Consider the following 23,248-nt stretch of genomic DNA (forward strand, 5'->3'; position numbering starts at 1 on the left):
CTTTCAGGCGGACTCGCGGGAGGATCCTCGATGACCGACGACAGACACGGCCTGACCCGGCGTCAACTGACCCGAGGGGCCCTGGCCCTGGGTGGCGCCCTGGCCATCGCCCCCTTCCCGGCGGGACCGGCGGCCGCGTCCTCCGGCCGCAGCACCCTGCGCCACGGCTCCCCGGAGCGGGCCGGACTCCTCCCCGCCCACCTTCGTCAACTCGTCACCGATGCCCGGGCTTTCCTCGGCCCCTCCCCCAAGCACCCCTGGTACGCGGGCGCCGTGCTGCTCGCCGGGCGGGGCGGCACCGTCGCGCTGCACGAGCCGATCGGGATGGCGGTGCGCTACTCGGCGTACGACGAGAAGACCGACACCGGCGTCGAATTCCCGGCCGACCAGCAGATCCCCATGGCCGAGGACACCGTCTTCGACCTCGCCTCGGTGTCCAAGCTGTTCACCTCGATGCTCGCCGTGCAGCAGATCGAGCGGGGCGCGCTGGAGCTGGAGGCGAAGGTGGCCTCCTGTCTGCCGGAGTTCGGGGCGGCGGGAAAGCAGAACATGACCGTCCGTCAACTGCTCACCCACACCTCGGGTTTCCGTGCCTGGATCCCGCTGTACAACGCGCCCACCTACGAGGAGAAGCTCCGGCTCATCTGGAACGAGGCCCCCCTCAATCCGCCGGGCACCCGCTACCTCTACTCCGACCTCAACCTGATCTCCCTCCAGCTCGTCCTGGAGAAGATCACCGGCCGCCCGCTGGACGCCCTGCTCCACGAGGAGATCACCGGTCCGCTCGGCATGAACAGCACCCGCTACAACCCGCCCGCGTCCTGGAAGCCCCGGATCGCCGCCACGGAGGACGCCCGCAAGCCCTGGTCGGGTCTTGAGCGGGGGCTGGTGTGGGGCGAGGTGCACGACGAGAACGCCTTCAGCCTCGGCGGCGTCGCCGGACACGCGGGCGTCTTCTCCTGCGCCTGGGATCTGGCGGTGCTCGGCCGGACACTGCTCAACGGCGGCGCGTACGGCAGCACGCGCATCCTTCAACCGGAGTCGGTGGAGCTGATGTTCACCGACTTCAACACCGCCTTCCCCGGCGACGAGCACGGTCTCGGCTTCGAGCTCTACCAGCACTGGTACATGGGCGCGATGGCCACTCCGCGCACCGCGGGCCACACCGGGTTCACCGGCACATCGCTGGTCCTCGACCCGACGACCGACTCGTTCCTGGTGGCGCTCGGCAACTCGGTGCATCCGGTGCGCGGTTGGCGGTCCGGTTCGGCGCCTCGGGTGGCCGCCGCCAACAATCTGGCGCGAGCCGTACCCGTCCGCCCGCGTCATGGCCGTACCGCCTGGTTCTCCGGCATGGCAAGCTCCACCACCGCCACCCTCGCACTGCCCGCGCTGGACACCTCGGCGGGCGGGGCCCGGCTGCGATGTGCCCTGTGGTGGGACACCGAGCCGCAGGCGGACGTCCTGGTGTTGGAGGCCAGCGCGGACGGCGGTGCGACCTGGCAGCCGGTGCCGTTCACCACGGCCCGCCCCGGCGGGGAGCCGCAGGAGCGTGCGGCGGGTATGGTCACCGGCTGGTCCGGCCGCGTCTGGCACCGGCTGGCGGCGGACCTCCCGGCCGCGCACCAGCTCGCGCTGCGCTGGCGGTACGCCACGGACCGGCTCTACGTCGGCCGGGGCGCGTACGTGGACGGACTGCGCGTCGAGGACCCGGACGGGGTGCTGTTCGACGAGGCGCGTCCGGCGGACGCGGCGCGAATCACGGCATCCGGCTGGACGGCATCCACCGACTGACGGCTCGGCCGGGGCGTCCACGGCACGCTTGGACGCTTCCCCCAGACCCTCTCAGGGCTCCCACACCTCCGGGCCGCCGCCCTGCCAGTCGATCAGCGAGGACTGCACGACGTCCATCTCGTCCCAGTCCTGCAGCCCGGCCTCCTGTACGAACGCCGCGACGTCGAGCAGACGGTAGGCGATGCCGACGTAACGGCCGTCGATACGGACGCGCCGACCGCCGTCCGCGGCGGGCGGGAGGACTGCGACAGGACGATCGGTGGCCATGACGCCAGAGTGCCGGTAGGGCGGGTGGGGCGCACGATGTGGTGCTCCTACCGTGCCGGATCCGCGCAGGCGGCGGGAACCCGGGGGGCGTCCTCGGCGGTCAGCTCCCGCGCGACGGCCCTGATGTTCTCCTGCACGATGGTCGGAAGGTCCGCGACCCGGGGATGGCCGGGGTAGGCGCGCTCCATCTCGGCGATGACCGACCTCTGCTCGTCGGAAGTGACCGTGCCCCCCTCGGGCGAGTCCGGGGCAACGGCCGGCCGGACGAGGCCTCGGAACCGCTGGAGGTACCGGGTACATCGTCCGCGCATCGGGGAAGCGGTCGGCCAGTCGAGTGAGGATCTGCGGTTTTGGCTCGCGGACCCCCAGGGCCGCCCCGCACCACGCGGCCCGATCGTGCCGGCCGTGGAGGACTGCCTGTTGGAGGTCGGCCGCGGCCACGGCGTCTGGTTCGCCCCGCAACCGCTGCACGCGCTGATGCCCGCCGGCAACGTGCGCTGGATTCCGGTCACGGACGCGGAGCCCTTCGACCTCGCGGTGGTGTGGCCCGACCACGCCCCGGCGCCCCTGATCACGCGTCTGATCGCCGAGGTCCGCGCCGTTGCCGGCCACGATCGGCAACTCCACGCCGCGTGAAGCCGCGACGCCATCGCCGGGGGCGACGGGAGTTCAGCCGGGCACGTCCATGCGCTGGGTGCCGACGACGGACAGCAGGCGCAGCGCCTCCTCGGAGCGTGAGCCCGGCTCGGGGGTGTAGATCACGACCCGCTGGTCGCGGTCGCTGATGTCCAGGACATCGCAGTTGACCTCGACCGTTCCGACCAGCGGGTGTTCGAAGGTCTTGCGCAGGGCGGGCCGGGTGATCACGCAGTGCTGGTCCCACAGCCGGGCGAAGTCCTCGCTGCCTGCGATCAGTTCGGCGACCAGACCCGTCACCTCGGGGTCGTCCGGGTAGCGGGCCGCCGCGGCGCGCAGGTCGTTGGTCGCCGCGCTGGCGAAGTCACCCGCGTCGGAGATGCCGTACAGCGGGCGTCCCTCGCGGTAGGGGCCGAGGAAGCAGCGCCGGATCAGATTGCGGTCGCGGCGGGAGAGCGCGGAGAAGTCCTCCATGAGCGCGGCGGCCAGGTCGTTCCAGGCGATGACCTCGTACGTCGCCGAGATCACGATCGCCGCGGCCTGCGGCAGCCGGGCCAGCAGGTCGACGATGCTCTGCCGCACCTCCCGGGAGGGCCCGGGCGGCGGGCCCGGCGGGGTCCCGGCGAGATGGTGGAGGTGGTCGCGCTCGGGGTCCGACAGGCGCAGGGCGCGGGCGAGCTGGGCCAGCACCTCGCGGGACGGGTGCGGGCCCCGGGCCTGCTCCAGGCGGGTGTAGTACTCCGTGGAGATGTACGCCAGCTGGGCCACCTCCTCGCGGCGCAACCCCGGGGTGCGGCGGCGCGGCCCGGCGGGCAGGCCCACGTCGGCGGGGGTGATGCGTTCGCGTCGGCCGCGCAGGAAGTCGGCCAGTTCTCGTCGGTCCACGCTTTCAGTGTGCGGGGGCGCGGGTGGCGGCAGCCAGGTACTGGCGGTGCCTGGATGGGCGCTCGGCCGGGGCGCAGGCTCATCGGCATGAACAACACCACGATCACTCCCCTGCTCGCCGACAAGGTCGCCTTCGTCACCGGTGCCGGACGAGGCATCGGTGCCGCGGCAGCCCGGCTCTTCGCCCGCGAGGGCGCCCGGGTCCTGCTCGCCGCCCGCACCGAGACCCAGCTCAAGGCGGTCACCGAGGAGATCCGGTCCGCTGGGGGCACTGCCGACCACATCGTCTGCGATCTGGCGGACCCGAACAGTCTGCGCGCCGCCGTGGACCGGGCCGTCGAGCTGTACGGCAGGCTCGACATCGCCTTCAACAACGCGGCGACGGCGCAGCAGCCCGGCCCGATGGACCAGCTCCCGGAGCCCGACTTCGACCACGTCTACACCGTCAACCTCAAGGGCGTCTGGCTCGCCATGAATGCCGAGATCGCCGCGATGCGGGCCACCTCGGGACGCGGGGCGATCGTCAACACCTCCAGCGTCGGCAGCCTGATGGCCAACCCCTGGCTGCCCGCGTACGGCGCCGTGAAGCGCGCGGTGAACAGCCTCACCGCGTCCGCCGCCGCCACGTACGGACCCGAGGGCATCCGGGTCAACGCCGTCGCGCCGGGCACCACGCTCACCGAGATGCTGCGCGAGTGGGACGCGAGGACGCCCGGTGTCATCGACCAGTTCAACGCCCGGACGCCGCTGGGCCGCGCCGCCGCCCCGGAGGAAATCGCCGAGGCGGCCGCCTGGCTGCTGAGCGACCGCGCCTCCTACGTCACCGGCACGGTGCTGCGGGTCGACGGCGGGATGGTGTCCTGACCCCTCAGGCCTCGCCCTGCTCCAGCACCGCCATCGCCGCGTTGTGTCCCGGCACCCCGCTCACTCCCCCGCCGCGCACCGCGCCCGCCCCGCACAGCAGGACGTTCGGGTGCTCCGTCTCCACGCCCCAGCGGCCGGTGCCGTCCTGGGCGTGGGGCCAGGACAGGTCGCGGTGGAAGATGTTGCCGCCCGGCAGACGCAGGTCGCGCTCGAGGTCCAGCGGGGTCTTGGCCTCGATGCAGGGCCGTCCCTCGGCGTCCGTCGCCAGCAGGTCGGCGAGTGGTTCGGCCAGGTGGGCGTCGAGCTGCGCGAGCGTCGACTTGAGCAGTTCCTCGCGTACGGCGTCGTTGTCCCGCGCGAAGAGCCGGGCCGGAGTGTGCAGTCCGAAGAGGGTGAGGGTCTGGTAGCCGCGCTCCACGAGGTCCGGGCCGAGGATCGTCGGGTCGGTGAGGGAGTGGCAGTAGATCTCCGAGGGTGGGGCGGCGGGCAGTTCACCGGCGGCGGCCTGGGCGTGCGCGATGGCCAACTGCTCGTAGCCCTCGGCGATGTGGAACGTCCCGGAGAACGCCTCGCGCGGGTCGACGGAACTGTCCCGCAGCCTGGGCAGCCGCTTGAGCAGCATGTTCACCTTCAGCTGCGCACCCTCGGCGGGCTCCGGGGACGTGCCGCCGGTCAGCGCGGCCAGCTCCTGCGGGGAGGCGTTCACCAGGACGTGCCGGGCGACGGCGACGCCCTCCCCGTCGGCGGTGCGGTATGTGACCTCGGCGGTTGCGCCGTCCGTGTCGATACGGACGGCTTCGTGGCCGGTGGCGACGACGGCGCCGGCCGCGCGGGCCGCCTTCGCGAGGGCATCGGTGAGGGCGCCCATGCCGCCGACGGGCACGTCCCAGGCGCCGGTGCCGCCGCCGATGACGTGGTAGAGGAAGCAGCGGTTCTGCTTCAGGGACGCGTCGTGGGCGTCGGCGAAGGTGCCGATCAGGGCATCGGTGAGGACGACGCCACGCACCAGGTCGTCCGAGAAGCGGTCCTCGATCGCGGCGCCGATGGGCTCCTCGAACAGGATCCGCCAGGCCTCCTCGTCGTCCACGCGGCGGCGCAGCTCCTCGCGGGTGGGCAGCGGTTCGGTGAGCGTGGGGAAGACCCGCTCGGCGACCTTGCCGGTCAGGCCGTAGAAGCGCTGCCAGGCCACGTACTCGCGCTCGCCGCCGGTCAGTTTCGCGAACGCCTCCCGGGTGCGCCGCTCGCCGCCTCCGACCAGCAGGCCGGTGGCCTGTCCGGCGCGTTCGACGGGGGTGTACGAGGACACGGTGCGGCCGCGGACCCGGAAGTCCAGGCTCAGGTCCCGCACGATCTTCTTGGGCAGCAGGCTGACCAGGTAGGAGTAGCGGGACAGCCGTGCGTCGACGCCCGCGAAGGGACGGGTGGAGATGGCGGCGCCACCGGTGCGCTCCAGCCGCTCCAGCACCAGCACGGACCGGCCGGCCCGGGCCAGATAGGCAGCCGCGACCAGACCGTTGTGACCTCCTCCGACGATGACGGCGTCGTACGCGCGATGTCCCGGGTGTCCCTCGTGTGCAGGCATGGTTCTTCGTAACACGAGGTGATCTAGGTCGGCCAGGGCTACGGAGCGATCAGGTCCGGTCAGCTCCGAGCCGACGAAAGAGGCCGCCTGATCAGTGCCCGCCCGTCGCCCCCTGTTGTCGTAGCGCCGCGACTCTGCGGTACAGGTCGACCGCCTCGGCCGCGCGGCCGAGTTGTTCCAGGCAGTGGGCCTCGTCGTTGCGGCTGAGGAGGGTGTCGGGGTGGGTGGGGCCCAGGACTCGCTCGCGGGCCGTGGCGACCCTGCGGTACTCGGTGAGGGCGTCGGGCCAGCGGCCCAGCCAGCCGAGACCGACTGCGACCTCGCGGCGGCTGACGAGGGTGTCCGGATGGTCGGCGCCGAGGACGCGCTCGCGGATCACGCACACGTCGCGGGACTCGGCGAGAGCCTCCTCCCAGCGGCCGAGCCGGCCGAGGTTGACGCCGAGGCCGTGGCGGGCGCGCAAGGTCTCGGGGTGAGTGGGGCCGTGCACCCGGGTGCGGTCGTCGATCAGCTCGCGGTACAGCTGGAGGGCCTCCGCGCTGCGGCCGAGGCGGCCGAGGCTGATCCCGACCTCGTAGCGGGCGGCGAGGGTGTCGGCGTGGTCGGGGCCGAGCGCCTGGGCGCGGGCCTCGGCGACCTCGGCGTAGGTGTGCAGGGCCTCCGCCCAGCGGCCCAACTGGCCGAGCGCGTAGGCGACTTCGTAGCGGGTGACCAGGGTTTCCGGGTGGCCGGGGCCGAGGACGCGGGCGCGGGCCGCGGCCACCTCGCGGGCCATGCGGTACGAGTCCTCCAGGCGGCCGAGGCGGCTGAGGTTGAAGGCCAGGTTGTGGCGGCAGCGCAGGGTGTCGGGGTGGTCGGCGCCCATGGTCCGCTCGCGTGCGGCGAGCACCGAGATGTACACCTGGTGGGCGTCGAAGTGACGGCCCAACTGGCCCAGCACATAGGCCATTTCCTGGCGTGCGGCGAGTGTCTCGGGATGGTCCGGGCCGAGGGCGAGGCTTCTGGCCCGGGCGACGTGCTTGTACTCGCGCAGGGCGTCGGCCGCGCGGCCGGTGCGGCTGAGGGTGAAGGCGACCTGGTAGCGGCTGGCGAGGGTGTCGGGGTGTTCGGGGCCGAGCAGATGCTCGCGCTCGGCGGCGACCGCCCGGTGGACCTCGCCGGCCTCCGCCCAGCGGCCGAGCCGGCCGAGGCTGAGCCCGGCGTTGTGCCGTGCGGCCAGCGCGGCGAGCGCCGCCGGGTCGGGGGCGGGCGGATCCTCGGGGGCGGGCTCCTCGGGCCGACCGGCGGCGGGGCGTGGGATCCACTCGCCGGTGAGTCCCGCTCCGGCGTCCGGGGGTGTGGTGCGCAGTCCGGCGCAGGTGGCCTTGTGGCCGGTGGTCATGCCCTGGGTCCAGGAGGGCAGCCGCGTCGCGCGGCCGGCGGTCTCGGGCGGCCGTAGCGCCGGGCGTGGGGTGAGGACGGTCGGCACATACGTCGGCGTGCCGCGGCCCAGGCCGATCCGGCGGCCCACCTCGCGGGCGTCGTGCGGCCGGTCCTCGGGGCGTTTGGCCAGCAGGTCCAGGACGATCTTCTCCAGGAACTCGGGGAGTTCGGAGCGGTGTTCGCGGGGCGGTCGCGGTGGGGTGTCGCGGTGGCCGACGAGGACCGCCCAGGCGTCGTCGAGGTCGAAGGGCGGTACTCCGGTGGCGATCTCGTAGAGCACGCAGCCCAGCGAGTAAAGGTCACTGCGCTGGTCGACCTCCGAACCGCCGATCTGCTCCGGGGACATGTAGTGCGGGGTGCCCATGGCGATGCCGGTGCCGGTGAGCCGGGAGGTGAAGCCGATGTCGGCGCCGAGGCGGGCGATGCCGAAGTCGCAGATCTTCACGGTGCCGTCGGTGAGGCGCACGATGTTCGCGGGCTTCAGGTCGCGGTGCACGATGCCCTGTTGGTGGGTGTAGGCGAGGGCCGCGGTGACCTGGTCGGCGATGTCCACGACCGCGGGTACGGGCAGCGGATGGTGTTTGTTGTCCTCCAGGAGCTGGCTGAGGTTGCGGCCCTCCAGCAGTTCCATGACGAGGTAGAGGACGCCGTCGGACTCCCCGAAGTCATGGACGACGGTGACTCCGCGGTGCTGGAGGGCCGCGGCCACCCTGGCCTCGCGGCGGAACCGCTCCCGCAGCACCCGTGTGAACGACTGGTCGTGGTGCGGGCCCAGCGGTTTGAGGCACTTCACGGCGACATGACGGCCGAGCGACTCGTCCCGTGCCCGCCACACCTCGCCCATGCCGCCGCGCCCGATCAGGTCCAGCAGCCGGTACCGGCCCTGGATCAGCCCGCTGTCCCCCATCTCCCGCGCTCGCCCCCGTCGCTGTGGTCCCCCGCCCGCCCCTGGCTCGTCCAGTATGGCGAGCTGTCGTCCGAGTTTGTACGGTGCCGGGCACGCGCCAGGGCCGGGCCTCGCCATGGCCCGCGGAATGTGTTCGGGCGGGAGTCGCCGGCGCAGATGTGCGGGAATGCCGCGCAGCAGGATGCCGGTGGCACGCAACTGACGGTTGACGACGGTGGGTTCGCGGGCGCGTGCCTCGGCTCCGGCCGCGAGGTCGGGGCGCACCTTCTCGAAGTACGCCGCGAGATCGGCCCGGTCGGTGGGTACGGAGATAGGAGCGCAGCCCGTCGTGGATTTTGCGCACCCGGGCGCCGGCGTTCGGAGTTCTGCATGACCCCGCGCACCGCGCGCGGATGCCGCGCCTGGAGGTAGAGCGCGATCACACCGGCGACCCACATCATGGGGTCGGCGTGCATCTGCCAGGTGACCGACTCTGGCGTGAACAGCCCGGGATCGCCCATGTCCGCACGCTAACGCCGAACCCGCGGCATCCCCAGACCGATCCAGGAGATGATCTCCCGCTGGATCTCGTTGTTGCCGCCGCCGAAGGTGAAGATGACGGCGGAGCGGTAGCCGCGCTCCAGTTCGCCGTGCAGGATCGCGCCCGCCGAGCCCCCCTTCAGGGCGCCGGGTGCGGCGACGATCTCCATGAGCCAGGCGTAGGCGTCGCGGCGGGCCTCGGAGCCGTAGACCTTGACGGCGGAGGCGTCCTGCGGGGTGAGGGTGCCGTCCTGGACGGCCTGCACCATCTGCCAGTTGAGGAGTTTGAGGGCGTCGAGGCGGACATGGATCTGCGCCAGGCGGCGGCGCACCCAGGGCAGGTCGACGACGCGGCGGCCGTCGGCGAGCTTGGTCTCCGTCGCCCAGCGCTGGACGTCGTGCAGGGCGCGGATCGCCATGGTGCCGTGGGCGGCGAGGGTGACGCGCTCGTGGTTGAGCTGGTTGGTGATCAGCCGCCAGCCCTGGTTCTCGGCGCCGACGCGACGCGAGACGGGGACGCGGACGTTCTCGTAGTAGCTGGCCGTGGTGTCGTGCCCGGCGAGGGTGTTGATCAGGGTGCAGGAGTAGCCGGGGTCGCCGGTCGGGACGAGGAGCATGGTGATGCCCTTGTGCGGCGGGGCACCCGGGTCGGTGCGCACGGCGAGCCACACCCAGTCCGCGGTGTCGCCGTTGGTCGTCCAGATCTTCTGCCCATTGACGACGTATTCGTCGCCGTCGCGCACCGCGCGCGTGCGCAGCGACGCGAGGTCGGTGCCGGCGTCGGGCTCGCTGTAGCCGATCGCGAAGTCGATCTCGCCGGAGAGGATCCGCGGCAGGAAGTACGCCTTCTGCTCGTCGGTGCCGAACTGCATGATCGTCGGGCCGACGGTGTTCAGCGCCATCAGCGGCAGGGGTACGCCCGCCTGGGCGGCCTCGTCGAAGAAGATGAACTGTTCCATCGCGCTCAGGCCGCGTCCGCCGTACTCCTCGGGCCAGCCCACGCCGAGCCAGCGGTCGGCGCCGAGGCGCCGGATGGTCTCGCGGTAGAAGCGCTTCTGGGCGGCGGGGTCGGTGATGGGGGCACCTCCCGTGCCTTTCGGGCTATGGGTGAGCGCGGTGTCCGGCACCAGCTCGGCGAAGTAGGCGCGCAGTTCGGTGCGCAGCCGCTGCTGCTCGGGCGTGTGGTCGAGATGCACGGCGCCTCCAGGGTTCCCCTCGGCCGGTCCTGACGGCGCACACCGTAGAACGTGTTCCAGAAATTGGGAATGCCGGGGACGCCTCACATCCGAGGCACCGAGCCACAGGGCGCCTCACTCCATCGAGGCAAGGAAGTCCGTGCACGCCTGCGCGCAGTCACGGCACGCCTGCGCGCCGTCCTCCGCGCCGGGCCATCCGTCGAAGACATGCGCGCACTCCAGGCACACCGTGCGGCACCACTCCAGCTGGACGCGGACACCCTCCTCGTCCGTGACGCCGTGCTCGGACAGCACACGGCAGGTCGCGTCGCACACCTCCGCACACATGATGCCCTTACGCCGTACGAGTTCCTCTTCCGCCGTCCCGTCCGGTGCCGCCAGGCTCGCGCGCAGCGCGCAGACGCGCGCACACTCGGTGCACGCCTGCGCGCACGCGAAGCGGTCCTCCAGGTACTGGAAGAGCTGCTGCTGCGAAGTAGTCGAGGTCACAAGGTGCGGGTGACCGCCGCGCGGCGCGTCAAACCCCGGTTCGCCGGGCGCGCGCGGGGTACTCGCGACCCCATGAACACGACCTGGCCGGCTATGGCCGCCGAGAGCGGCGCCCTCGGCATCGGACTGTTCGTCGCGGGCGTGGTCGTCGTGGCGCTGCTGCTCGGCGCCTTCGTACTGGGCGGACGGATCAGGCTCCGGGAACCGCCGCCGCCGCGCCCGGAGGATCAGCCCCGGCTGCCCGCGGACGGCCCGGTGCGCGAGGTGTTGGAGAACCGGGAGCCGGACGAGGTGCCCAGGAGCGAGCACCGCGTCACCCCGCACGAGATACCCGCCCTCGGCAACATCCCCTCCCGGCCGAGCCCGGAGCGGAAACGGCGCCGTTGGAGCGAGGGCGGCAGCGGTTCCTTCGGCAGCGGCGGCCCGGGCCGGACCTGACGCACTGCGCAACCGATCCCGAGGGAAGTGAGAACCATGGCCGACCGCGACACCCTGCCCCTGCCCGACTACGACCATCTGCCGATCGGCGGACTGGAGAGCCGCGTGCGGTCACTGACCGCGGACGAGGTCGAGGAACTGCTGGCGTACGAGCGTTCGCACGCCGATCGCCTCCCTGTGACCGAGGTGCTGGCCACCCGTCTGGAGCAGCTCCGGGCCGGCGCCGAGCCGACGTCCGGCGACCCCGGGGCGATACGCCCGGAACAGACCGAAGGCCATAAGGAATCCCCGGTGTCGCCCGTGACCTCGCGCCAGCCGTTCAGCCCACCGCCGCACGGCACCCCGGACCAGCGGGGCAAACCGAAGGGTGATCGTCCGTGACTCTCCGTTTCCCGGCGCGGGCGCGAGGGCACTGGTGATCCGTGCTGTGGAGGATGAGTAGGGCCCGGGCCGCCGCGCGGGCCCGTCACGCCTCGGAACGCACCGCCGACTGGCTGGACGCCCGCCTGCCGTTCCATGAGGGCGGTGGGCTGCTGCGCAAGGCGTTCCCCGACCACTGGTCGTTCCTGCTGGGCGAGATCGCCCTGTACAGCTTTGTCGTCCTGGTGCTGACCGGTGTGTGGCTGACGCTGTTCTTCAGCCCGACGATGTCGGAGGTCGTCTACCACGGCTCGTACCGGCCGCTGGACGGGATCCTGATGTCGGAGGCGTACGCGTCGACGCTCGACATCAGCTTCGATGTGCGCGGCGGGCTGCTGATCCGTCAGCTGCACCACTGGGCGGCCCTGGTGTTCCTGGCCGCGATCGGCGTGCACCTGCTGCGCGTGTTCTTCACGGGCGCGTTCCGCCGTCCCCGCGAGGTCAACTGGCTGATCGGCGTGACGCTGTTCGTGCTGGCGCTCACCGAGGGGTTCGCCGGCTACTCGCTCCCCGACGATCTGCTGTCGGGGACGGGGCTGAGGATCGCCCAGGGCATCATGATGTCGATCCCGGTCGTCGGCACGTACCTGAGCTTCTTCGCCTTCGGCGCCGAGTTCCCGGGCGAGGACCTGATCCCCCGGCTGTATGCGCTGCACATCCTGCTGCTTCCCGGACTGCTGCTCGCGCTGCTCTCCCTCCATCTCCTCCTGGTCTTCTATCTGAAGCACACGCAGTGGGCGGGGCGTGGCCGCAGCGAGCGCAACGTGGTGGGGCGGCCGATGTTCCCGCGGTTCACCGCGTCGTCGGGCGGCCTGTTCTTCATGGTCTTCGGCGTGCTGACGATCCTTTCGGGCGTGGCACAGATCAACCCGGTCTGGGCGTACGGCCCCTACCGCCCGGACGTCGTCTCGACGGGCTCGCAGCCCGACTGGTACGTCGGCTTCCTGGAAGGCGCACTGCGGCTCGTGCCGCCCTGGGAGACGACGGTCGCCGGGCACACGCTGATGTGGAACGTGCTGCTGCCCGCGATCGTCCTGCCCGGGGCCCTCTTCACCGTGCTCTACGCGTACCCCTTCGTCGAGCGTCGGTTCACCGGCGACCGGGCGGAACACCACGTGTGCGAACGCCCCCGCGACAACCCGGTGCGCACCGGGCTCGGCGTCGCGGCGGTGTGTTTCTACGCCGTCCTGCTCGCGGCCGGCGGCAACGACATCGTCGCCCAGACGTTCAGGGTCTCGGTGAACACGCTGACCTGGGTGTTCCGCATCGCCCTGGTGCTGCTGCCGCCCCTCGCCCTCATGGTGACCCGGCGCGTGTGCCTCGCGCTCCAGGAGGCCGACCAGGAGCGGCTGGACAAGGGCGAGGAGACCGGCGAGGTGCGGCAGACCATCGCGGGCGGGTACGAGGAGAGCCATGAACCGCTCGACGAGGAGCGGCGGTACGTCCTGGGGGCCTCCGGCTACGACATGGGCGAACGGCGCTCGCGCGAGGACGAGTTGGAGCGCTGAGCGTCGCGTGCGGCGTACTGGAAGACCAGACCGAACACCCCGCACGCGAGGACGCCCAGGCCGAGCAGGGCCAGCCACAGGCCGTAGACGATCCCGAGGGCGAGCAGCAACGACCCCAGGGCGGCCACGATCGGCCAGGGGCTGTGCGGGGGGAAGAAGTCCAGCGGGCCGGCGCTGTCGGCGATCTCGGCGTCCTGGCGGTCCTGTGCGCGCAGGCCCCGTCGGCGGTACTGCGTGTGCAGGAAGAACGCGACCAGCGCGGCCATCAGGAACGCGACGGTCAGCACGGCGGTGCCGGCGGGCTCCCGAGAGCGCCAGCCATAGCCGACGGCGGTGATCAGGAAGAAGGCCGCGACGCCGATGAACAGACGGGACTCGGTGCGCATCAGCCCTCCTTGACGATGTCGGGGTGGCGCAGGTCGAACGCCGGGGACTCGGAGCGGATCCGGGGCAGCGCCGTGAAGTTGTGGCGCGGGGGCGGACAGGAGGTGGCCCATTCCAGGGAGCGGCCGTAGCCCCAGGGGTCGTCGGTGCCCACGCGCCGTCCGTGGTGGGCGGTGCGCCAGACGTTGTAGAGGAACGGCAGCGTGGACAGGCCCAGCAGGAAGGCGCCGATGGAGCTGATCGTGTTGAGCAGGGTGAAGCCGTCGGCGACCAGGTAGTCGGCGTAGCGGCGGGGCATGCCCTGTTCGCCGAGCCAGTGCTGGACCAGGAAGGTGGTCTGGAAGCCCACGAAGAGGGTCCAGAAGTGGATCTTGCCGAGGCGTTCGTCGAGCATTCGGCCGGTGATCTTGGGCCACCAGAAGTAGAAGCCCGCGAACATGGCGAAGACGACCGTGCCGAACAGGACGTAGTGCAGATGGGCGACGATGAAGTAGGAGTCGGTGAGATGGAAGTCCAGCGGCGGTGAGGCGATGATGACGCCGCTCATGCCGCCGAGGAGGAACGTCACCAGGAAGCCGCACGACCACAGCATGGGCGTCTCGAAGGACAGGGAGCCTCTGATCATCGTGCCGATCCAGGCGAAGAACTTGATGCCCGTCGGAACGGCGATGAGGAACGACATCAGGGAGAAGAACGGCAGCAACACCGCGCCGGTCGCGAACATGTGGTGGGCCCACACCACGGCGGACAGCATGGTGATGGCGATGGTGGCGCCGATGAGGCCCAGGTAGCTGAAGATCGGCTTGCGGCTGAAGACCGGGATGATCTCGGTGATGATCCCGAAGAACGGCAGCGCGACGATGTAGACCTCCGGATGACCGAAGAACCAGAAGAGGTGCTGCCACAGCAGCGCGCCGCCGCTGGCCGCGTCGTAGATGTGCGCCCCGAACTTGCGGTCCGCCTCCAGAGCGAGCAGGGCGGCGGTGAGCACCGGGAAGGCGGGCAGGATCAGGATCGAGGTGAACAGCACGTTCCAGGTGAAGATCGGCATCCGGAACATGGTCATGCCGGGGGCGCGCAGACACAGGATGGTGGTGATGAAGTTGACCGCGCCGAGCGTGGTCGACACCCCGGTCACCACCAGGCCCATGGTCCACAGATCGCCGCCCGAACCGGGGCTGCGCACGGCACTGTTCAGCGGGGCGTAGGCGAACCAGCCGAAGCTCGCCGCTCCCCCGGGCACCAGGAAGCCGGACACCACCATCAGGCCGCCGAACAGGTACAGCCAGTACGACAGGGCGTTCAGGCGGGGGAAGGCGACGTCCGGCGAGCCGATCTGCAGCGGCATGACGGCGTTGGCGAACCCGGCGAACAGCGGGGTCGCGAACAGCAGCATCATGACGGTGCCGTGCACGGTGAACAGCTGGTTGTACCCGTCGTTGCTGACCAACTGGAGCCCGGGGCGGGCGAGTTCGGCCCGCATCAGCAGTGCGAGAAGGCCGCCGAACAGGAAGAAGGCGAAGGCCGTCGTCATGTAGAGGTTGCCGATCACCTTGTGATCGGTCGTGGTCGCCCAGCGCAGCAACGCCCGCCCGAGCGTCATGCGTGGTCTCGGTCGCGCCGCACGCGGCTGCTCGGTCCTGCTCTCCACCGCCATGGGCCGCTGGGTACCCGGGCGGCGAAGGCCTCAGTCCTCCGCCCCCGGGCATTCACCCGTGCGCCTCAGCGGCTGTCACTGTCCCCGGTCGTGTCGGCGAGAGCCGCCCGCCCCGCCTCAAGGCGGGCCGCCGGGATCCGGAACGGCGAGCAGGAGACATAATCCAGGCCCGCGCGGTGGAAGAAGTGGATCGACTCGGGGTCGCCGCCGTGCTCGCCGCAGACCCCGGTCTCCAGGCGTGGGTTGACGGCGCGTCCGGCCTCGGTGGCGATCTCGACCAGCCGTCCGACGCCCTCCTGGTCGATCGTCTCGAACGGCGACACCTCGAAGACGCCCTTCTCCAGGTACAGCGGGAAGAAGGAGGCCTCGGCGTCGTCGCGGGACAGGCCCCAGGTGGTCTGGGTGAGGTCGTTGGTGCCGAAGGAGAAGAAGTCGGCGGCCTCGGCGATGCGTCCGGCGGTGAGCGCGGCACGCGGCAGCTCGATCATCGTGCCGATCGGGCAGTCGAAGGTGGTGCCGGTCTCGGCGGCGACGTCGGCGAGGACCTGTTCCGCCTCGGCGCGGGCCAGCCGCAGTTCCTCGACCGTCCCGACGAGCGGGATCATGATCTCGGCGCGTGGGTCTCCGCCGGCCCGCAGCCGCTCGGTCACGGCCTCGGCGACGGCACGCACCTGCATCGCCGTCAGGCCGGGTACCGCCAGGCCCAGGCGGACACCACGCAGTCCCAGCATGGGGTTCTGCTCGTCCATCCGCTCGACGGCCTTGAGCAGTTCACGGTCGTGCGGCTCCGGGTGTTCGGCGGAGGCTAGACGGACCGCCAGGTCGGTGCGGTCGGGCAGGAACTCGTGCAGCGGTGGGTCGAGCAGCCGGATCGTCACCGGCAGTCCGTCCATCGCTTCGAGGATCCCGGCGAAGTCCTCCCGCTGCAGCGGCAGCAGTGCGGCCAGCGCCTCCTCGCGCGCCGAGTCGTCGCGGGCCAGGATCATCGCCTCGACCAGCGCCCTGCGCTCCCCGAGGAACATGTGCTCGGTACGGCACAGGCCGATGCCCTGGGCGCCCAGCGCACGCGCGCGTGCCGCGTCCTCGGGGGTGTCGGCGTTGGCGCGCACCTCAAGGCGGCGCACGGAGTCGGCGTGGGCGAGAGAGCCCAGGACGGCTTCCGTGAGCGGACCGGTGGACGTGCCGCTCTCCAGGGCGCGGCCCACGTCGGAGTCGGTGAGCGGGAGTTCGCCGAGGTGGACGGTGCCGGCAGTGCCGTCGACGGAGAGGGTGTCGCCCTCCTCGACGACGGTTCCGTCCGGCGTGGTGAACCGGCGGGCGGCCGGATCGACCGAGAGGGCCTCGGCGCCGCACACGCAGACCTTGCCCATCCCGCGCGCGACCACGGCCGCGTGGCTGGTCTTGCCGCCCCGGCTGGTCAGCACGGCCTCGGCGGCGATCATGCCGGGCAGGTCGTCGGGGGTGGTCTCCCGGCGGACCAGGACGGTGTGTTCACCGGCCGCGGCCCGCCGTACGGCCTCGGCGGAGTCGAAGACGGCGACGCCGACGGCCGCGCCGGGCGAGGCGGGCACGCCGTGCGCGAGGGGCACATCCTCTTCGGTGGTGTCGAAGCGGGGGAACATCAGCCGGGTCAGTTCGGCGCCGTCCACCCTGATCAGGGCCTCGTCGGCACTGATCGCGCCCTCCTCGCCGAGGTCATGGGCGATCCGGAAGGCGGCCTCGGCCGTACGCTTGCCGACCCGGGTCTGGAGGATCCACAACCGGCCGCGTTCGACGGTGAACTCCACATCGCACAGGTCGCGGTAGTGGTCCTCCAGGGTGCGCAGATGGTCGCCGAGCTCGACGTACACGCTCGGGTTGAGGGACTTCAGCTCGGTCAGCGGCAGCGCGTCGCGGACGCCGGCGACGACGTCCTCGCCCTGTGCGTCGGGCAGGTAGTCGCCGTACACGCCGCGTTCGCCGGTCGCGGGGTCGCGGGTGAAGGCGACGCCGGTGCCGGAGTCGGGGCCGAGGTTGCCGAAGACCATGGCCTGGACGTTGACGGCGGTGCCGAGGTCCTCGGGGATGTGCTCGCGGCGGCGGTAGACCCGGGCGCGTTCGCCGTTCCAGGAGTCGAAGACGGCGCGGATGGCGCGGGCGAGCTGGTCGGCGGGGTCCTGCGGGAAGTCCTCGCCGGTCTCCTTGCGGATGATGGCCTTGAAGTCGTCGGTGAGCTTGATCAGTTCATTCGCGTCGAGTTCGTGGTCGGTGGCGACCTCGCGCTGTGCCATGTGGTCGGCGATGGCCCGCTCGAACAGCTCGCCGTCCACGCCCATCACGGTCCGGCCGAACATCTGGATGAGCCTGCGGTAGGAGTCCCAGGCGAACCGCTCCTGCCCCGAGGCCTTGGCGAGCCCGGTGACGGACTCGTCGGTGAGGCCGATGTCGAGGATGGTCTCCATCATGCCGGGCATGGAGAAGCGGGCGCCGGAGCGCACGGACACCAGCAGCGGGTCATCGGGGGCGCCGAGCTCGCGGCCCATGGCCTGCTCCAGGCCGGTGAGGGCGCGGGCGGCCTCGACGCCGACTTCGTCGGGCTCCTCACCGGTGGCCAGGTAGACCTTGCATGCCTCGGTGGTCACGGTGAAGCCGGGCGGCACCGGCAGACCGATCCTGGTCATCTCGGCGAGCCCGGCTCCCTTGCCTCCCAGCAGATCGGCCATGTCCCGGCTGCCCTCGGCGAATTCGTACACGTACTTGATCGGCGCGGTCATCGTCGGTCGGCCTCTCACTCATGGGGTACGACGGCCACGGGGCAGCCGACGTGATGGATGGCGGCGTGGGTGACGGGACCGGTGCGCTGGCCCGTCGGACGTTCGGTGGCGCGGCGGCCCACCACGAGCAGGCTCGCCCCGGACGTGGCCCGCACCAGCACGGACAGGGCCCGGCCCGCGGTGACCGTCTCGACGACCTCGACGTCCGGGTACTTGTCGCGCCACACCTGGAGCACTGCGGTCATGAAGCTCAGCCACTCCTCGGCCTGCCGGGGGCCGTCGGCCAGGCCGATCTCACCGGGGCCGAGTCCGCCGAGCGGGGACGGGGGCTGCCAGGCGTGCACGACCTTCAGGCGGGCGCCGCGCAGCCGGGCGGCCTCGAAGGCGAAGGCGATCACGTCGTCGCAGGGGGCACCGAGATCGATGCCCAGCACGACATCCCGGTAGCCGGTGCGGACGGAGGCGCTGCCGTCGGGTGCCGGGAGGTGCTCGTCGGCGGCCTCTTCGCCCGCCCGGACCAGGACGACGGGCCGGGTCGCGCGGGCCACCACACCGAGGGCGACCGAGCCGACCAGGAACCCGGTGAAGCCGCTGAGGCCGCGGGAGCCGAGGACGAGCACGTCGGCCCGGTCGGCCGCGGCCAGCAGGGCGGCGGTCGCGGGGCCCTCGACCTGCTCGTCGTCGAGGCGGACGCCCGGGGTGGAGCGAATGATCCGTTCCTCGGCCTCGCGCAGGGCACGCCGCGCCAGATGGCGCTGGGCAGCGGTGGCCGGATGGCCGCCCTCCTGGCGGGGATGCCAGGGCCAGGCGTGAATCAGGCGGAGTGGCCGGTCCCGGCGTACCGCCTCCCGGGCGGCCCTCCCCCACTGCCCGAAAGGCGTGGGAGGTACCCCCACGGCGGCGGCGAGGCTTTCGGCGGAACAGTCGACTCCGGCGACGACGGGCAACAGCATGGCGCGCACCTCCTGCGGTCGGTCTGCTCCTCATCGCCAGCCTCCCGCCACGGCCCGCGCACCGGCATGGGCCGCAGGGTTCCGGGCGGGGACCGTTCGGCCCCTGCCGCGGGGCGGGCCGCGCGCCGAGGCTGGAGTCACTCGGGCGTCCGGGTTCCCCGGCCGAAGGGCGGCAGACCATGGAACGAGTGATCATCGCCGGTGTCGACAGGTCGGCACGCAGTCGTGCGGCGGCCGACTGGGCCGCGCGTGAGGCACTGCTGCGCGGTCTGCCCCTGCGCGTGGTGCACGCGGCCACGCAGCCGACCGAGCGGTGGCCGTACCGGCCCGAGGCCGTGGCGGACCGTGTCGTGGCCGAACTCGTCGACCGGCACCCCGGACTGCTCGCCCGGAGCGTGCGGCTGACCGGGACGCCGGTGGCCGCCCTGCGGGCGGCCGGCGCGCAGGCGGAACTGCTCGTCCTCGGACTGCGCGGCGAGGGCACGCACGCCAAGGTCGCCGTCGGCTCGACCGCGGCGGCCCTGGCCACAGGTTCCGGCGGGCCGGTGGTCCTGGTGCCCGGCACGCTCGCCGCCTCTGGCCCTCCGCAACGCCCCGACGGAGTGGCCGTCGGTGTCGACGCCCGGGATCCCACGGGCGGCGCGCTCGACTTCGCCTTCTCCGCGGCGCGGCGGAACGGCACCCGACTGCACGCGGTGCACACCTGGCGGCTCCCCGAGAACCGCGTCCGCCTGCCTTGGCCGGTGCCGGAGGAGACCCGCGCGACCTGGGAGGACCACGAGGTCCAGCTGCTGTCGGACGCGCTGCGGCCCTGGCGCGAGAAGTACCCCGGCGTGGAGGTCCTGGAGGACGTCGTCCTGCTCCCCGTCGCCGACGCGCTCGCCCACGCGTCCGGGAACGCGGGGCTCGTGGTCGTCGGCCGCCGCTCGGGCGACACCGCGCTCGCGCTGCTGCGGCATGCCCGGTGCCCGGTCGCGGTTGTGCCGTCGTAGAGGGCGCACCGGCCCCCGGGGGCGGGTCGTTCGGCCCTGTGGGGCCGGGCGGCCCTGGCCCAGGGTGGACTGCATGAGCGGGAGTGCGCGGATCGCCGTGATCGGCGTCGGGAACGACTACCGGCGCGACGACGGCGTGGGCTGGGCGGTGACCGCCCGGCTGCGACAGCGGCCGCTGCCCCCGGACACCGTGCTGGCCACCTGCGACGGCGACCCCGGTCGGCTGATCGGCCTGTGATGGAGTCGTTGGGGAAGGCGGCCCAGGAGGCGTCCGCCAAGCGCCGACTGAAGAAACGGCGCCGCAAGGAGGCGCGGCGCGCGAAGGACATCACCACAAGATCGCGAAAAGCCCCAACGGGCCACCCACTCCAGCTGGGCCTTCGCCCAGCTCGGAAGCTTCATCGGATGCAAGGCCCGCCGGGCGGGGGTGCCGGTGGTGTATGTCGATCCGGCGTACACCTCGCGCACCTGCGCCGAGTGCGGGCACATCGACACAGCGAACCGGGTCTCCCAGGCCTGGTTCGCGTGCCGGTCCTGCGGATTCGTTGATCACGCGGACCGGAACGGCCCCCGCAACATCCGCGCGCGTGCGTGGGAGTTGTGGCGACGCGGGGCCCAGTCAACGGCCCCTGCCTCACCACCGCGTCAGCGGGGCGGGGCTGGACGCAAACGCAGTGCCACAGCCAGTGGCACCCGTTGTGCAAGCCCGTCGCTTCAGCGACGGGCAGTTGACCCCCTGGTCAGTTCGTCGGCGACGCCTGCCGCCCACTCCTCGATCCGGCCGAAGTCGCGGAAGTCGCCGCCCTTTCCGTTCCGCAGGATCATCTTCGCGATACGGCCCTTGGCGCCCTCCTGGAGGCAGCCGCCGAAGGTCACGTGTTCGCGGGCGTCCAGGCGGGTCATGGCGCGGCGGAGACCCGGGACGGGCGGGATGTCCCGTTCGGAGGCGGACGGGTCGAGCGGGCCGCTGCTGAACAGCCACAGCGGCCGGTCGGCCAGCGCCGTGCGGTGGCGGCGCAGGAAGCGGCGGGCGTCCTTGTGCCACCGTCCGGCGTACAGTCCGCCGCCGACGACGACGGCGTCGTAGTCCGTCACCCGGGTGACGGTGCCGGCGGGCAGCGCCTCCGCGGTGCAGCCCTCCTTGCGCAGTACCGCGGCCACGGTCTCGGCGATCTCGGCGGTCGATCCGTTGGTGGTCCCGTAGGCGACCAGCACCTTGGCGGTCATGACGGTCCGCCTCCTCTCAGAGCTTGCGCAGCCAGCCGTCGGCGACGCCGTGCAGAGCTTGTTCGTCGGGCTGGAGCCGGGAGTCGTCCAGCCGGTGGGTGAGCTTGTCGACGACGGCGACCACGCCGTCGATCTGACGGGTCATGGAGACGGCGATCTCCGTCTCGCTCTTGCGTTCCAGTTCTCCGGAGAGCGTGACGACGCCCTCGGTGACGGAGACGTCGGCGGCGCGCGGGGTCAGCCACAGTGCCCGTACCAGGACCTCGTCGATGACCTCGGCGCGGATCTCCGCGTCGGGCCGCAGGAAGACCTTCAGCAGGTCGCGGCGGGTGACGATGCCGACGAGCCGGTCCTCCTCGTCGAGCACCGGCAGCCGTTCGACCCGGTGCTGGGCCATGGTGCGGGCGGCCTCGACGATGGTGTCGTCGGCGTGCACGGTGATCGGCGGTTCGGTCATCAGCCGGCCGGCGGTGCAGGCCTTCGCCTTCACGGCCCGCGTGCGGCCCTGTCGGGTCAGGCCGGCGAACCACGAACGCTTCCGCGGCTCGTACGGGTCGGGCGTCTCGGCCTGCCGGATGAGCAGGTCCGTCTCGGAGATGACGCCGACGACCTGTTCGTCCTCGTCGACCACGGGCAGTCCGCTGATGCGGTGGTCACCGAGGAGCCGGGCCACCTCCTTGAACGGGGTGCCGTGCTCGGCGCGGACGACCTCCGTGGTCATCACGGAGCCGACCTTGTTGTGCTTCATGTCTGTCCCTCCTCAGCGGAGCCTGCGCAGATACGGGTCCTGGGGCCCGCGGGGCAACAGGCGTACGCGCGCGTCGAGCACGGTGACTCCGCCCGGTGTCGCGAGCACGGGGTTGAAGTCGGCCTCGGCGAGCTGCGGCAGATCGCTCGCCATCCGGGACAGCCGCAGCAGCAGCCGCTCCAGGCCGGCGAGGTCGACGGGCCCGCCGCCGTGCGCGCCGAACAGCAGGGGGGCGCAGCGCGGGGCCGTGATCAGGTCGTGCACGTCGTGGTCGGTGAGCGGGGCGAGCCGGGCGGCGTGGTCGGCGAGCACCTCGGTGGCGGTGCCGCCGAGCCCGAACAGGACCAGGGGTCCGAAGACCTCGTCCTGCACGACACCGGCGAACAGTTCGGTGCCGCGCGCGGCCAGCGGCTGGAGCACCACGCCCGTCAGCAGTCCGCCGAAGCGGGTCTCCAGGTCACGGTAGGCGGCGCGCACCTGCTGGTCGCCCCGCAGGTCGAGGTGGACGGCGTGCTGGGCGCTCTTGTGCAGCAGGCCCGGCCAGTGGACCTTCATGACGACCCGGCCGTCGGCGCCGCGCAGCCGGTCCGCCGCGAGGACGGCGTCGTCCTCGGTCTCGGCCCAGGCCCAGGGCAGTTGCGGGATGCCGTAGCAGTCGAGGAGTTCGGCGCACACGCGGGGCGCCGGCCAGCCGCCGTCCGGGTGCGCGTCCAGGTAGGCGTCGACGACGGCCTGGGCGCGCGCGGTGTCGATGCCGTCCAGGTCGGGGAGGGTTCCGGCGGGCCGGGCCAGCCAGGCGGCGCGATGGGCGGCGTGGGCCAGCGCGCGGGCCGCGGCCTGCGGTTCGGCGTAGGCCGGGAGGGTGCCGCCGCCCTCGGTGGGCAGCAGTTGGACGGGCAGACCCTGTTCGAGGCGTACGGCGATGACCGGCTTGGGGCGTTTTCCGGCGCGGGTGAGGGCCCGGACCAGGTCGTCGCCGGTGGCCATGGCGACCGCGGTGGGCACCAGGGCAACCAGGACGGCGTCGATGCCGCCGTACCGCATGATCCGGTCCACGCATGCCGTGAGCTGTTCCTCGTTCACCGCGGCGGTCGCGTCGACGGGGTTGCCGACGGCGGCGCCTTCGGGGAGTACGGCGAGCAGGTCGTCGACGAGTTCGGGGGTGGGCGCCGGGAGCGCGAGACCGGCCTCGGCGCAGGCGTCGGCGGCGAGGACGCCGGCTCCGCCCGCGTTGGTGACGATGGCGACCCGGGGTCCGGCGGGCAGTGGCTGGGAGTGCATCAGGGCGGCGGCTTCGAGGAGTTCGCCACAGGAGTGCGTGGCGGTGATGCCGGCCTGGGTGAACAGCGCGCCGCGGGTCATGGTGCGGGTGGCGGCGGCCGCGGTGTGCGAGGCGGCGGCCCGGCGGCCGGCGTCGGTGCGCCCGGCGTCGACGGTGAGCACCGGCATGCGGCGGGTGACGCGGCGGGCGGTGCGGGAGAAGGCGCGCGGGTTGCCGAAGGACTCCAGATGCAGCAGGGCGAGGTCGGTCGTGCCGTCGCTCTCCCACCACTGGAGCAGGTCGTTGCCGCTGACGTCGTACTTGTCGCCGAGGGAGGCGAAGGAGG

22 protein-coding genes and 2 pseudogenes are annotated in these 23,248 nt (G+C 72.3%); 9 read left to right on the forward strand and 15 right to left on the reverse strand.

The window, feature by feature from the left end:
- Nucleotides 1-30 precede the first annotated feature (30 nt).
- Nucleotides 31-1,794, forward strand: a complete 1,764-nt coding sequence (locus H4N64_RS33915; protein ID WP_186286373.1) for a serine hydrolase domain-containing protein — start codon at nt 31-33, stop codon at nt 1,792-1,794.
- A 51-nt stretch (nt 1,795-1,845) separates the two neighbouring features.
- Here the strand turns inward: H4N64_RS33915 and H4N64_RS33920 are convergent, their stop codons facing one another.
- Together H4N64_RS33920 and H4N64_RS33925 are read right to left on the reverse strand one after the other, a co-directional pair.
- The gene (locus tag H4N64_RS33920) at nt 1,846-2,061 is read right to left on the reverse strand and encodes a hypothetical protein (protein ID WP_186286374.1); all 216 of its coding nucleotides are present in this window, start codon (nt 2,059-2,061) and stop codon (nt 1,846-1,848) included.
- 47 nt (nt 2,062-2,108) lie between these two features.
- Complete coding sequence (locus tag H4N64_RS33925; protein ID WP_186286375.1) at nt 2,109-2,372, reverse strand: hypothetical protein; 264 nt, start codon at nt 2,370-2,372, stop codon at nt 2,109-2,111.
- 94 nt (nt 2,373-2,466) lie between these two features.
- Here H4N64_RS33925 and H4N64_RS33930 point away from each other — a divergent pair, with 94 nt between their 5' ends.
- Complete coding sequence (locus H4N64_RS33930) at nt 2,467-2,697, forward strand: hypothetical protein (RefSeq protein ID WP_186286376.1); 231 nt, start codon at nt 2,467-2,469, stop codon at nt 2,695-2,697.
- 33 nt (nt 2,698-2,730) lie between these two features.
- Here the strand turns inward: H4N64_RS33930 and H4N64_RS33935 are convergent, their stop codons facing one another.
- Nucleotides 2,731-3,582 (reverse strand): MmyB family transcriptional regulator, encoded by an 852-nt coding sequence (locus H4N64_RS33935; protein ID WP_186286377.1) that lies wholly within the window; start codon nt 3,580-3,582, stop codon nt 2,731-2,733.
- A 54-nt stretch (nt 3,583-3,636) separates the two neighbouring features.
- Between H4N64_RS33935 and H4N64_RS33940 the strand changes: the two genes are divergently transcribed.
- On the forward strand, nt 3,637-4,446 hold the full coding sequence (locus H4N64_RS33940) for an SDR family NAD(P)-dependent oxidoreductase (RefSeq protein ID WP_418896316.1): 810 nt from the start codon (nt 3,637-3,639) through the stop codon (nt 4,444-4,446).
- Between the two features lie 4 nt (nt 4,447-4,450).
- On the opposite strand, the gene H4N64_RS33945 is transcribed toward H4N64_RS33940, so the two are convergent.
- The 5 genes from H4N64_RS33945 to H4N64_RS33965 all read right to left on the reverse strand — a co-directional run bounded on the left by H4N64_RS33945 (nt 4,451) and on the right by H4N64_RS33965 (nt 10,561).
- A complete protein-coding gene (locus H4N64_RS33945; protein WP_186286379.1) occupies nt 4,451-6,028 on the reverse strand; it encodes a phytoene desaturase family protein in 1,578 nt (525 codons plus the stop codon).
- Between the two features lie 91 nt (nt 6,029-6,119).
- Complete coding sequence (locus H4N64_RS46235) at nt 6,120-8,357, reverse strand: serine/threonine-protein kinase (RefSeq protein ID WP_186286393.1); 2,238 nt, start codon at nt 8,355-8,357, stop codon at nt 6,120-6,122.
- Nucleotides 8,339-8,857, reverse strand: a complete 519-nt coding sequence (locus tag H4N64_RS46510) for an oxygenase MpaB family protein (protein ID WP_336246875.1) — start codon at nt 8,855-8,857, stop codon at nt 8,339-8,341. The genes H4N64_RS46235 and H4N64_RS46510 overlap by 19 nt, the downstream gene beginning before the upstream one ends.
- Nucleotides 8,858-8,866: 9 nt before the next feature.
- Complete coding sequence (locus H4N64_RS33960; RefSeq protein ID WP_186286380.1) at nt 8,867-10,072, reverse strand: acyl-CoA dehydrogenase family protein; 1,206 nt, start codon at nt 10,070-10,072, stop codon at nt 8,867-8,869.
- A 114-nt stretch (nt 10,073-10,186) separates the two neighbouring features.
- Entirely contained in the window at nt 10,187-10,561 is a 375-nt protein-coding gene (locus H4N64_RS33965) for a four-helix bundle copper-binding protein (protein WP_186286381.1), read from the reverse strand.
- A gap of 72 nt (nt 10,562-10,633) precedes the next feature.
- On the opposite strand from H4N64_RS33965, the gene H4N64_RS33970 reads away from it, so the two are divergent.
- The 3 genes from H4N64_RS33970 to qcrB are packed head-to-tail and all read left to right on the forward strand — an operon-like array spanning nt 10,634 to nt 12,927.
- Nucleotides 10,634-10,999, forward strand: coding sequence for a DUF6479 family protein (locus tag H4N64_RS33970; protein ID WP_186286382.1), 366 nt, complete (start codon nt 10,634-10,636; stop codon nt 10,997-10,999).
- Between the two features lie 36 nt (nt 11,000-11,035).
- The gene (locus H4N64_RS33975; protein ID WP_186286383.1) at nt 11,036-11,380 is read left to right on the forward strand and encodes a DUF8129 domain-containing protein; all 345 of its coding nucleotides are present in this window, start codon (nt 11,036-11,038) and stop codon (nt 11,378-11,380) included.
- Nucleotides 11,381-11,433: 53 nt separating this feature from the next.
- Nucleotides 11,434-12,927 (forward strand): cytochrome bc1 complex cytochrome b subunit, encoded by a 1,494-nt coding sequence (gene qcrB / locus H4N64_RS33980; RefSeq protein ID WP_222109728.1) that lies wholly within the window; start codon nt 11,434-11,436, stop codon nt 12,925-12,927.
- Here qcrB and ctaF read toward each other — a convergent pair.
- From ctaF to H4N64_RS34000, 4 genes are all read right to left on the reverse strand, one after another.
- Nucleotides 12,879-13,313 (reverse strand): aa3-type cytochrome oxidase subunit IV, encoded by a 435-nt coding sequence (gene ctaF, locus H4N64_RS33985; RefSeq protein WP_186286385.1) that lies wholly within the window; start codon nt 13,311-13,313, stop codon nt 12,879-12,881. The two genes, qcrB and ctaF, sit on opposite strands and share 49 nt — an antisense overlap.
- Nucleotides 13,313-14,968 carry an aa3-type cytochrome oxidase subunit I gene (gene ctaD / locus H4N64_RS33990; RefSeq protein ID WP_186286386.1) on the reverse strand — a complete coding sequence of 552 codons (1,656 nt, stop codon included), beginning with the start codon at nt 14,966-14,968 and terminating at the stop codon, nt 13,313-13,315. The genes ctaF and ctaD overlap by 1 nt, the downstream gene beginning before the upstream one ends.
- Nucleotides 14,969-15,033: 65 nt before the next feature.
- Nucleotides 15,034-17,721, reverse strand: coding sequence for a pyruvate, phosphate dikinase (gene ppdK / locus H4N64_RS33995; RefSeq protein WP_186286387.1), 2,688 nt, complete (start codon nt 17,719-17,721; stop codon nt 15,034-15,036).
- Nucleotides 17,722-17,735: 14 nt separating this feature from the next.
- Nucleotides 17,736-18,674: a universal stress protein gene (locus tag H4N64_RS34000; RefSeq protein ID WP_186286388.1), complete on the reverse strand. Its 939-nt coding sequence runs from the start codon at nt 18,672-18,674 to the stop codon at nt 17,736-17,738.
- 179 nt (nt 18,675-18,853) lie between these two features.
- Here H4N64_RS34000 and H4N64_RS34005 point away from each other — a divergent pair, with 179 nt between their 5' ends.
- From H4N64_RS34005 to H4N64_RS46950, 3 genes and pseudogenes are all read left to right on the forward strand, one after another.
- On the forward strand, nt 18,854-19,666 hold the full coding sequence (locus tag H4N64_RS34005) for a universal stress protein (protein ID WP_186286389.1): 813 nt from the start codon (nt 18,854-18,856) through the stop codon (nt 19,664-19,666).
- A 73-nt stretch (nt 19,667-19,739) separates the two neighbouring features.
- A pseudogene (locus tag H4N64_RS34010) lies at nt 19,740-19,901 on the forward strand (hydrogenase maturation protease); the annotation flags it as partial.
- Nucleotides 19,902-20,102: 201 nt separating this feature from the next.
- Nucleotides 20,103-20,186: pseudogene (locus tag H4N64_RS46950) on the forward strand (zinc ribbon domain-containing protein); the annotation flags it as partial.
- A gap of 194 nt (nt 20,187-20,380) precedes the next feature.
- Here H4N64_RS46950 and H4N64_RS34020 read toward each other — a convergent pair.
- The 3 genes from H4N64_RS34020 to H4N64_RS34030 form a co-directional block, all read right to left on the reverse strand.
- Nucleotides 20,381-20,893 carry a flavodoxin domain-containing protein gene (locus tag H4N64_RS34020; RefSeq protein ID WP_186286390.1) on the reverse strand — a complete coding sequence of 171 codons (513 nt, stop codon included), beginning with the start codon at nt 20,891-20,893 and terminating at the stop codon, nt 20,381-20,383.
- A 16-nt stretch (nt 20,894-20,909) separates the two neighbouring features.
- Nucleotides 20,910-21,641, reverse strand: a complete 732-nt coding sequence (locus H4N64_RS34025; RefSeq protein WP_186286391.1) for a CBS domain-containing protein — start codon at nt 21,639-21,641, stop codon at nt 20,910-20,912.
- Between the two features lie 12 nt (nt 21,642-21,653).
- A partial coding sequence (locus H4N64_RS34030; protein ID WP_186286392.1) for an acetate--CoA ligase family protein occupies nt 21,654-23,248 on the reverse strand: 1,595 nt, incomplete at its 5' end.

Source organism: Streptomyces cupreus (genome assembly GCF_014257025.1).
In the GTDB taxonomy this organism is placed as follows: Bacteria; Actinomycetota; Actinomycetes; order Streptomycetales; family Streptomycetaceae; genus Streptomyces; species Streptomyces cupreus.

Coding starts and splice junctions, on each gene's coding strand:
- H4N64_RS33915 (WP_186286373.1), top strand. CDS start 31: ATGACCGACGACAGACACGGCCTGACCCGGCGTCAACTGACCCGAGGG.
- H4N64_RS33920 (WP_186286374.1), bottom strand. CDS start 2,061: ATGGCCACCGATCGTCCTGTCGCAGTCCTCCCGCCCGCCGCGGACGGC.
- H4N64_RS33925 (WP_186286375.1), bottom strand. CDS start 2,372: ATGCGCGGACGATGTACCCGGTACCTCCAGCGGTTCCGAGGCCTCGTC.
- H4N64_RS33940 (WP_418896316.1), top strand. CDS start 3,637: ATGGGCGCTCGGCCGGGGCGCAGGCTCATCGGCATGAACAACACCACG.
- H4N64_RS33945 (WP_186286379.1), bottom strand. CDS start 6,028: ATGCCTGCACACGAGGGACACCCGGGACATCGCGCGTACGACGCCGTC.
- H4N64_RS46235 (WP_186286393.1), bottom strand. CDS start 8,357: ATGGGGGACAGCGGGCTGATCCAGGGCCGGTACCGGCTGCTGGACCTG.
- H4N64_RS46510 (WP_336246875.1), bottom strand. CDS start 8,857: ATGGGCGATCCCGGGCTGTTCACGCCAGAGTCGGTCACCTGGCAGATG.
- H4N64_RS33970 (WP_186286382.1), top strand. CDS start 10,634: ATGAACACGACCTGGCCGGCTATGGCCGCCGAGAGCGGCGCCCTCGGC.
- H4N64_RS33975 (WP_186286383.1), top strand. CDS start 11,036: ATGGCCGACCGCGACACCCTGCCCCTGCCCGACTACGACCATCTGCCG.
- qcrB (WP_222109728.1), top strand. CDS start 11,434: ATGAGTAGGGCCCGGGCCGCCGCGCGGGCCCGTCACGCCTCGGAACGC.
- ctaF (WP_186286385.1), bottom strand. CDS start 13,313: ATGCGCACCGAGTCCCGTCTGTTCATCGGCGTCGCGGCCTTCTTCCTG.
- ctaD (WP_186286386.1), bottom strand. CDS start 14,968: ATGGCGGTGGAGAGCAGGACCGAGCAGCCGCGTGCGGCGCGACCGAGA.
- ppdK (WP_186286387.1), bottom strand. CDS start 17,721: ATGACCGCGCCGATCAAGTACGTGTACGAATTCGCCGAGGGCAGCCGG.
- H4N64_RS34000 (WP_186286388.1), bottom strand. CDS start 18,674: ATGCTGTTGCCCGTCGTCGCCGGAGTCGACTGTTCCGCCGAAAGCCTC.
- H4N64_RS34005 (WP_186286389.1), top strand. CDS start 18,854: ATGGAACGAGTGATCATCGCCGGTGTCGACAGGTCGGCACGCAGTCGT.
- H4N64_RS34020 (WP_186286390.1), bottom strand. CDS start 20,893: ATGACCGCCAAGGTGCTGGTCGCCTACGGGACCACCAACGGATCGACC.
- H4N64_RS34025 (WP_186286391.1), bottom strand. CDS start 21,641: ATGAAGCACAACAAGGTCGGCTCCGTGATGACCACGGAGGTCGTCCGC.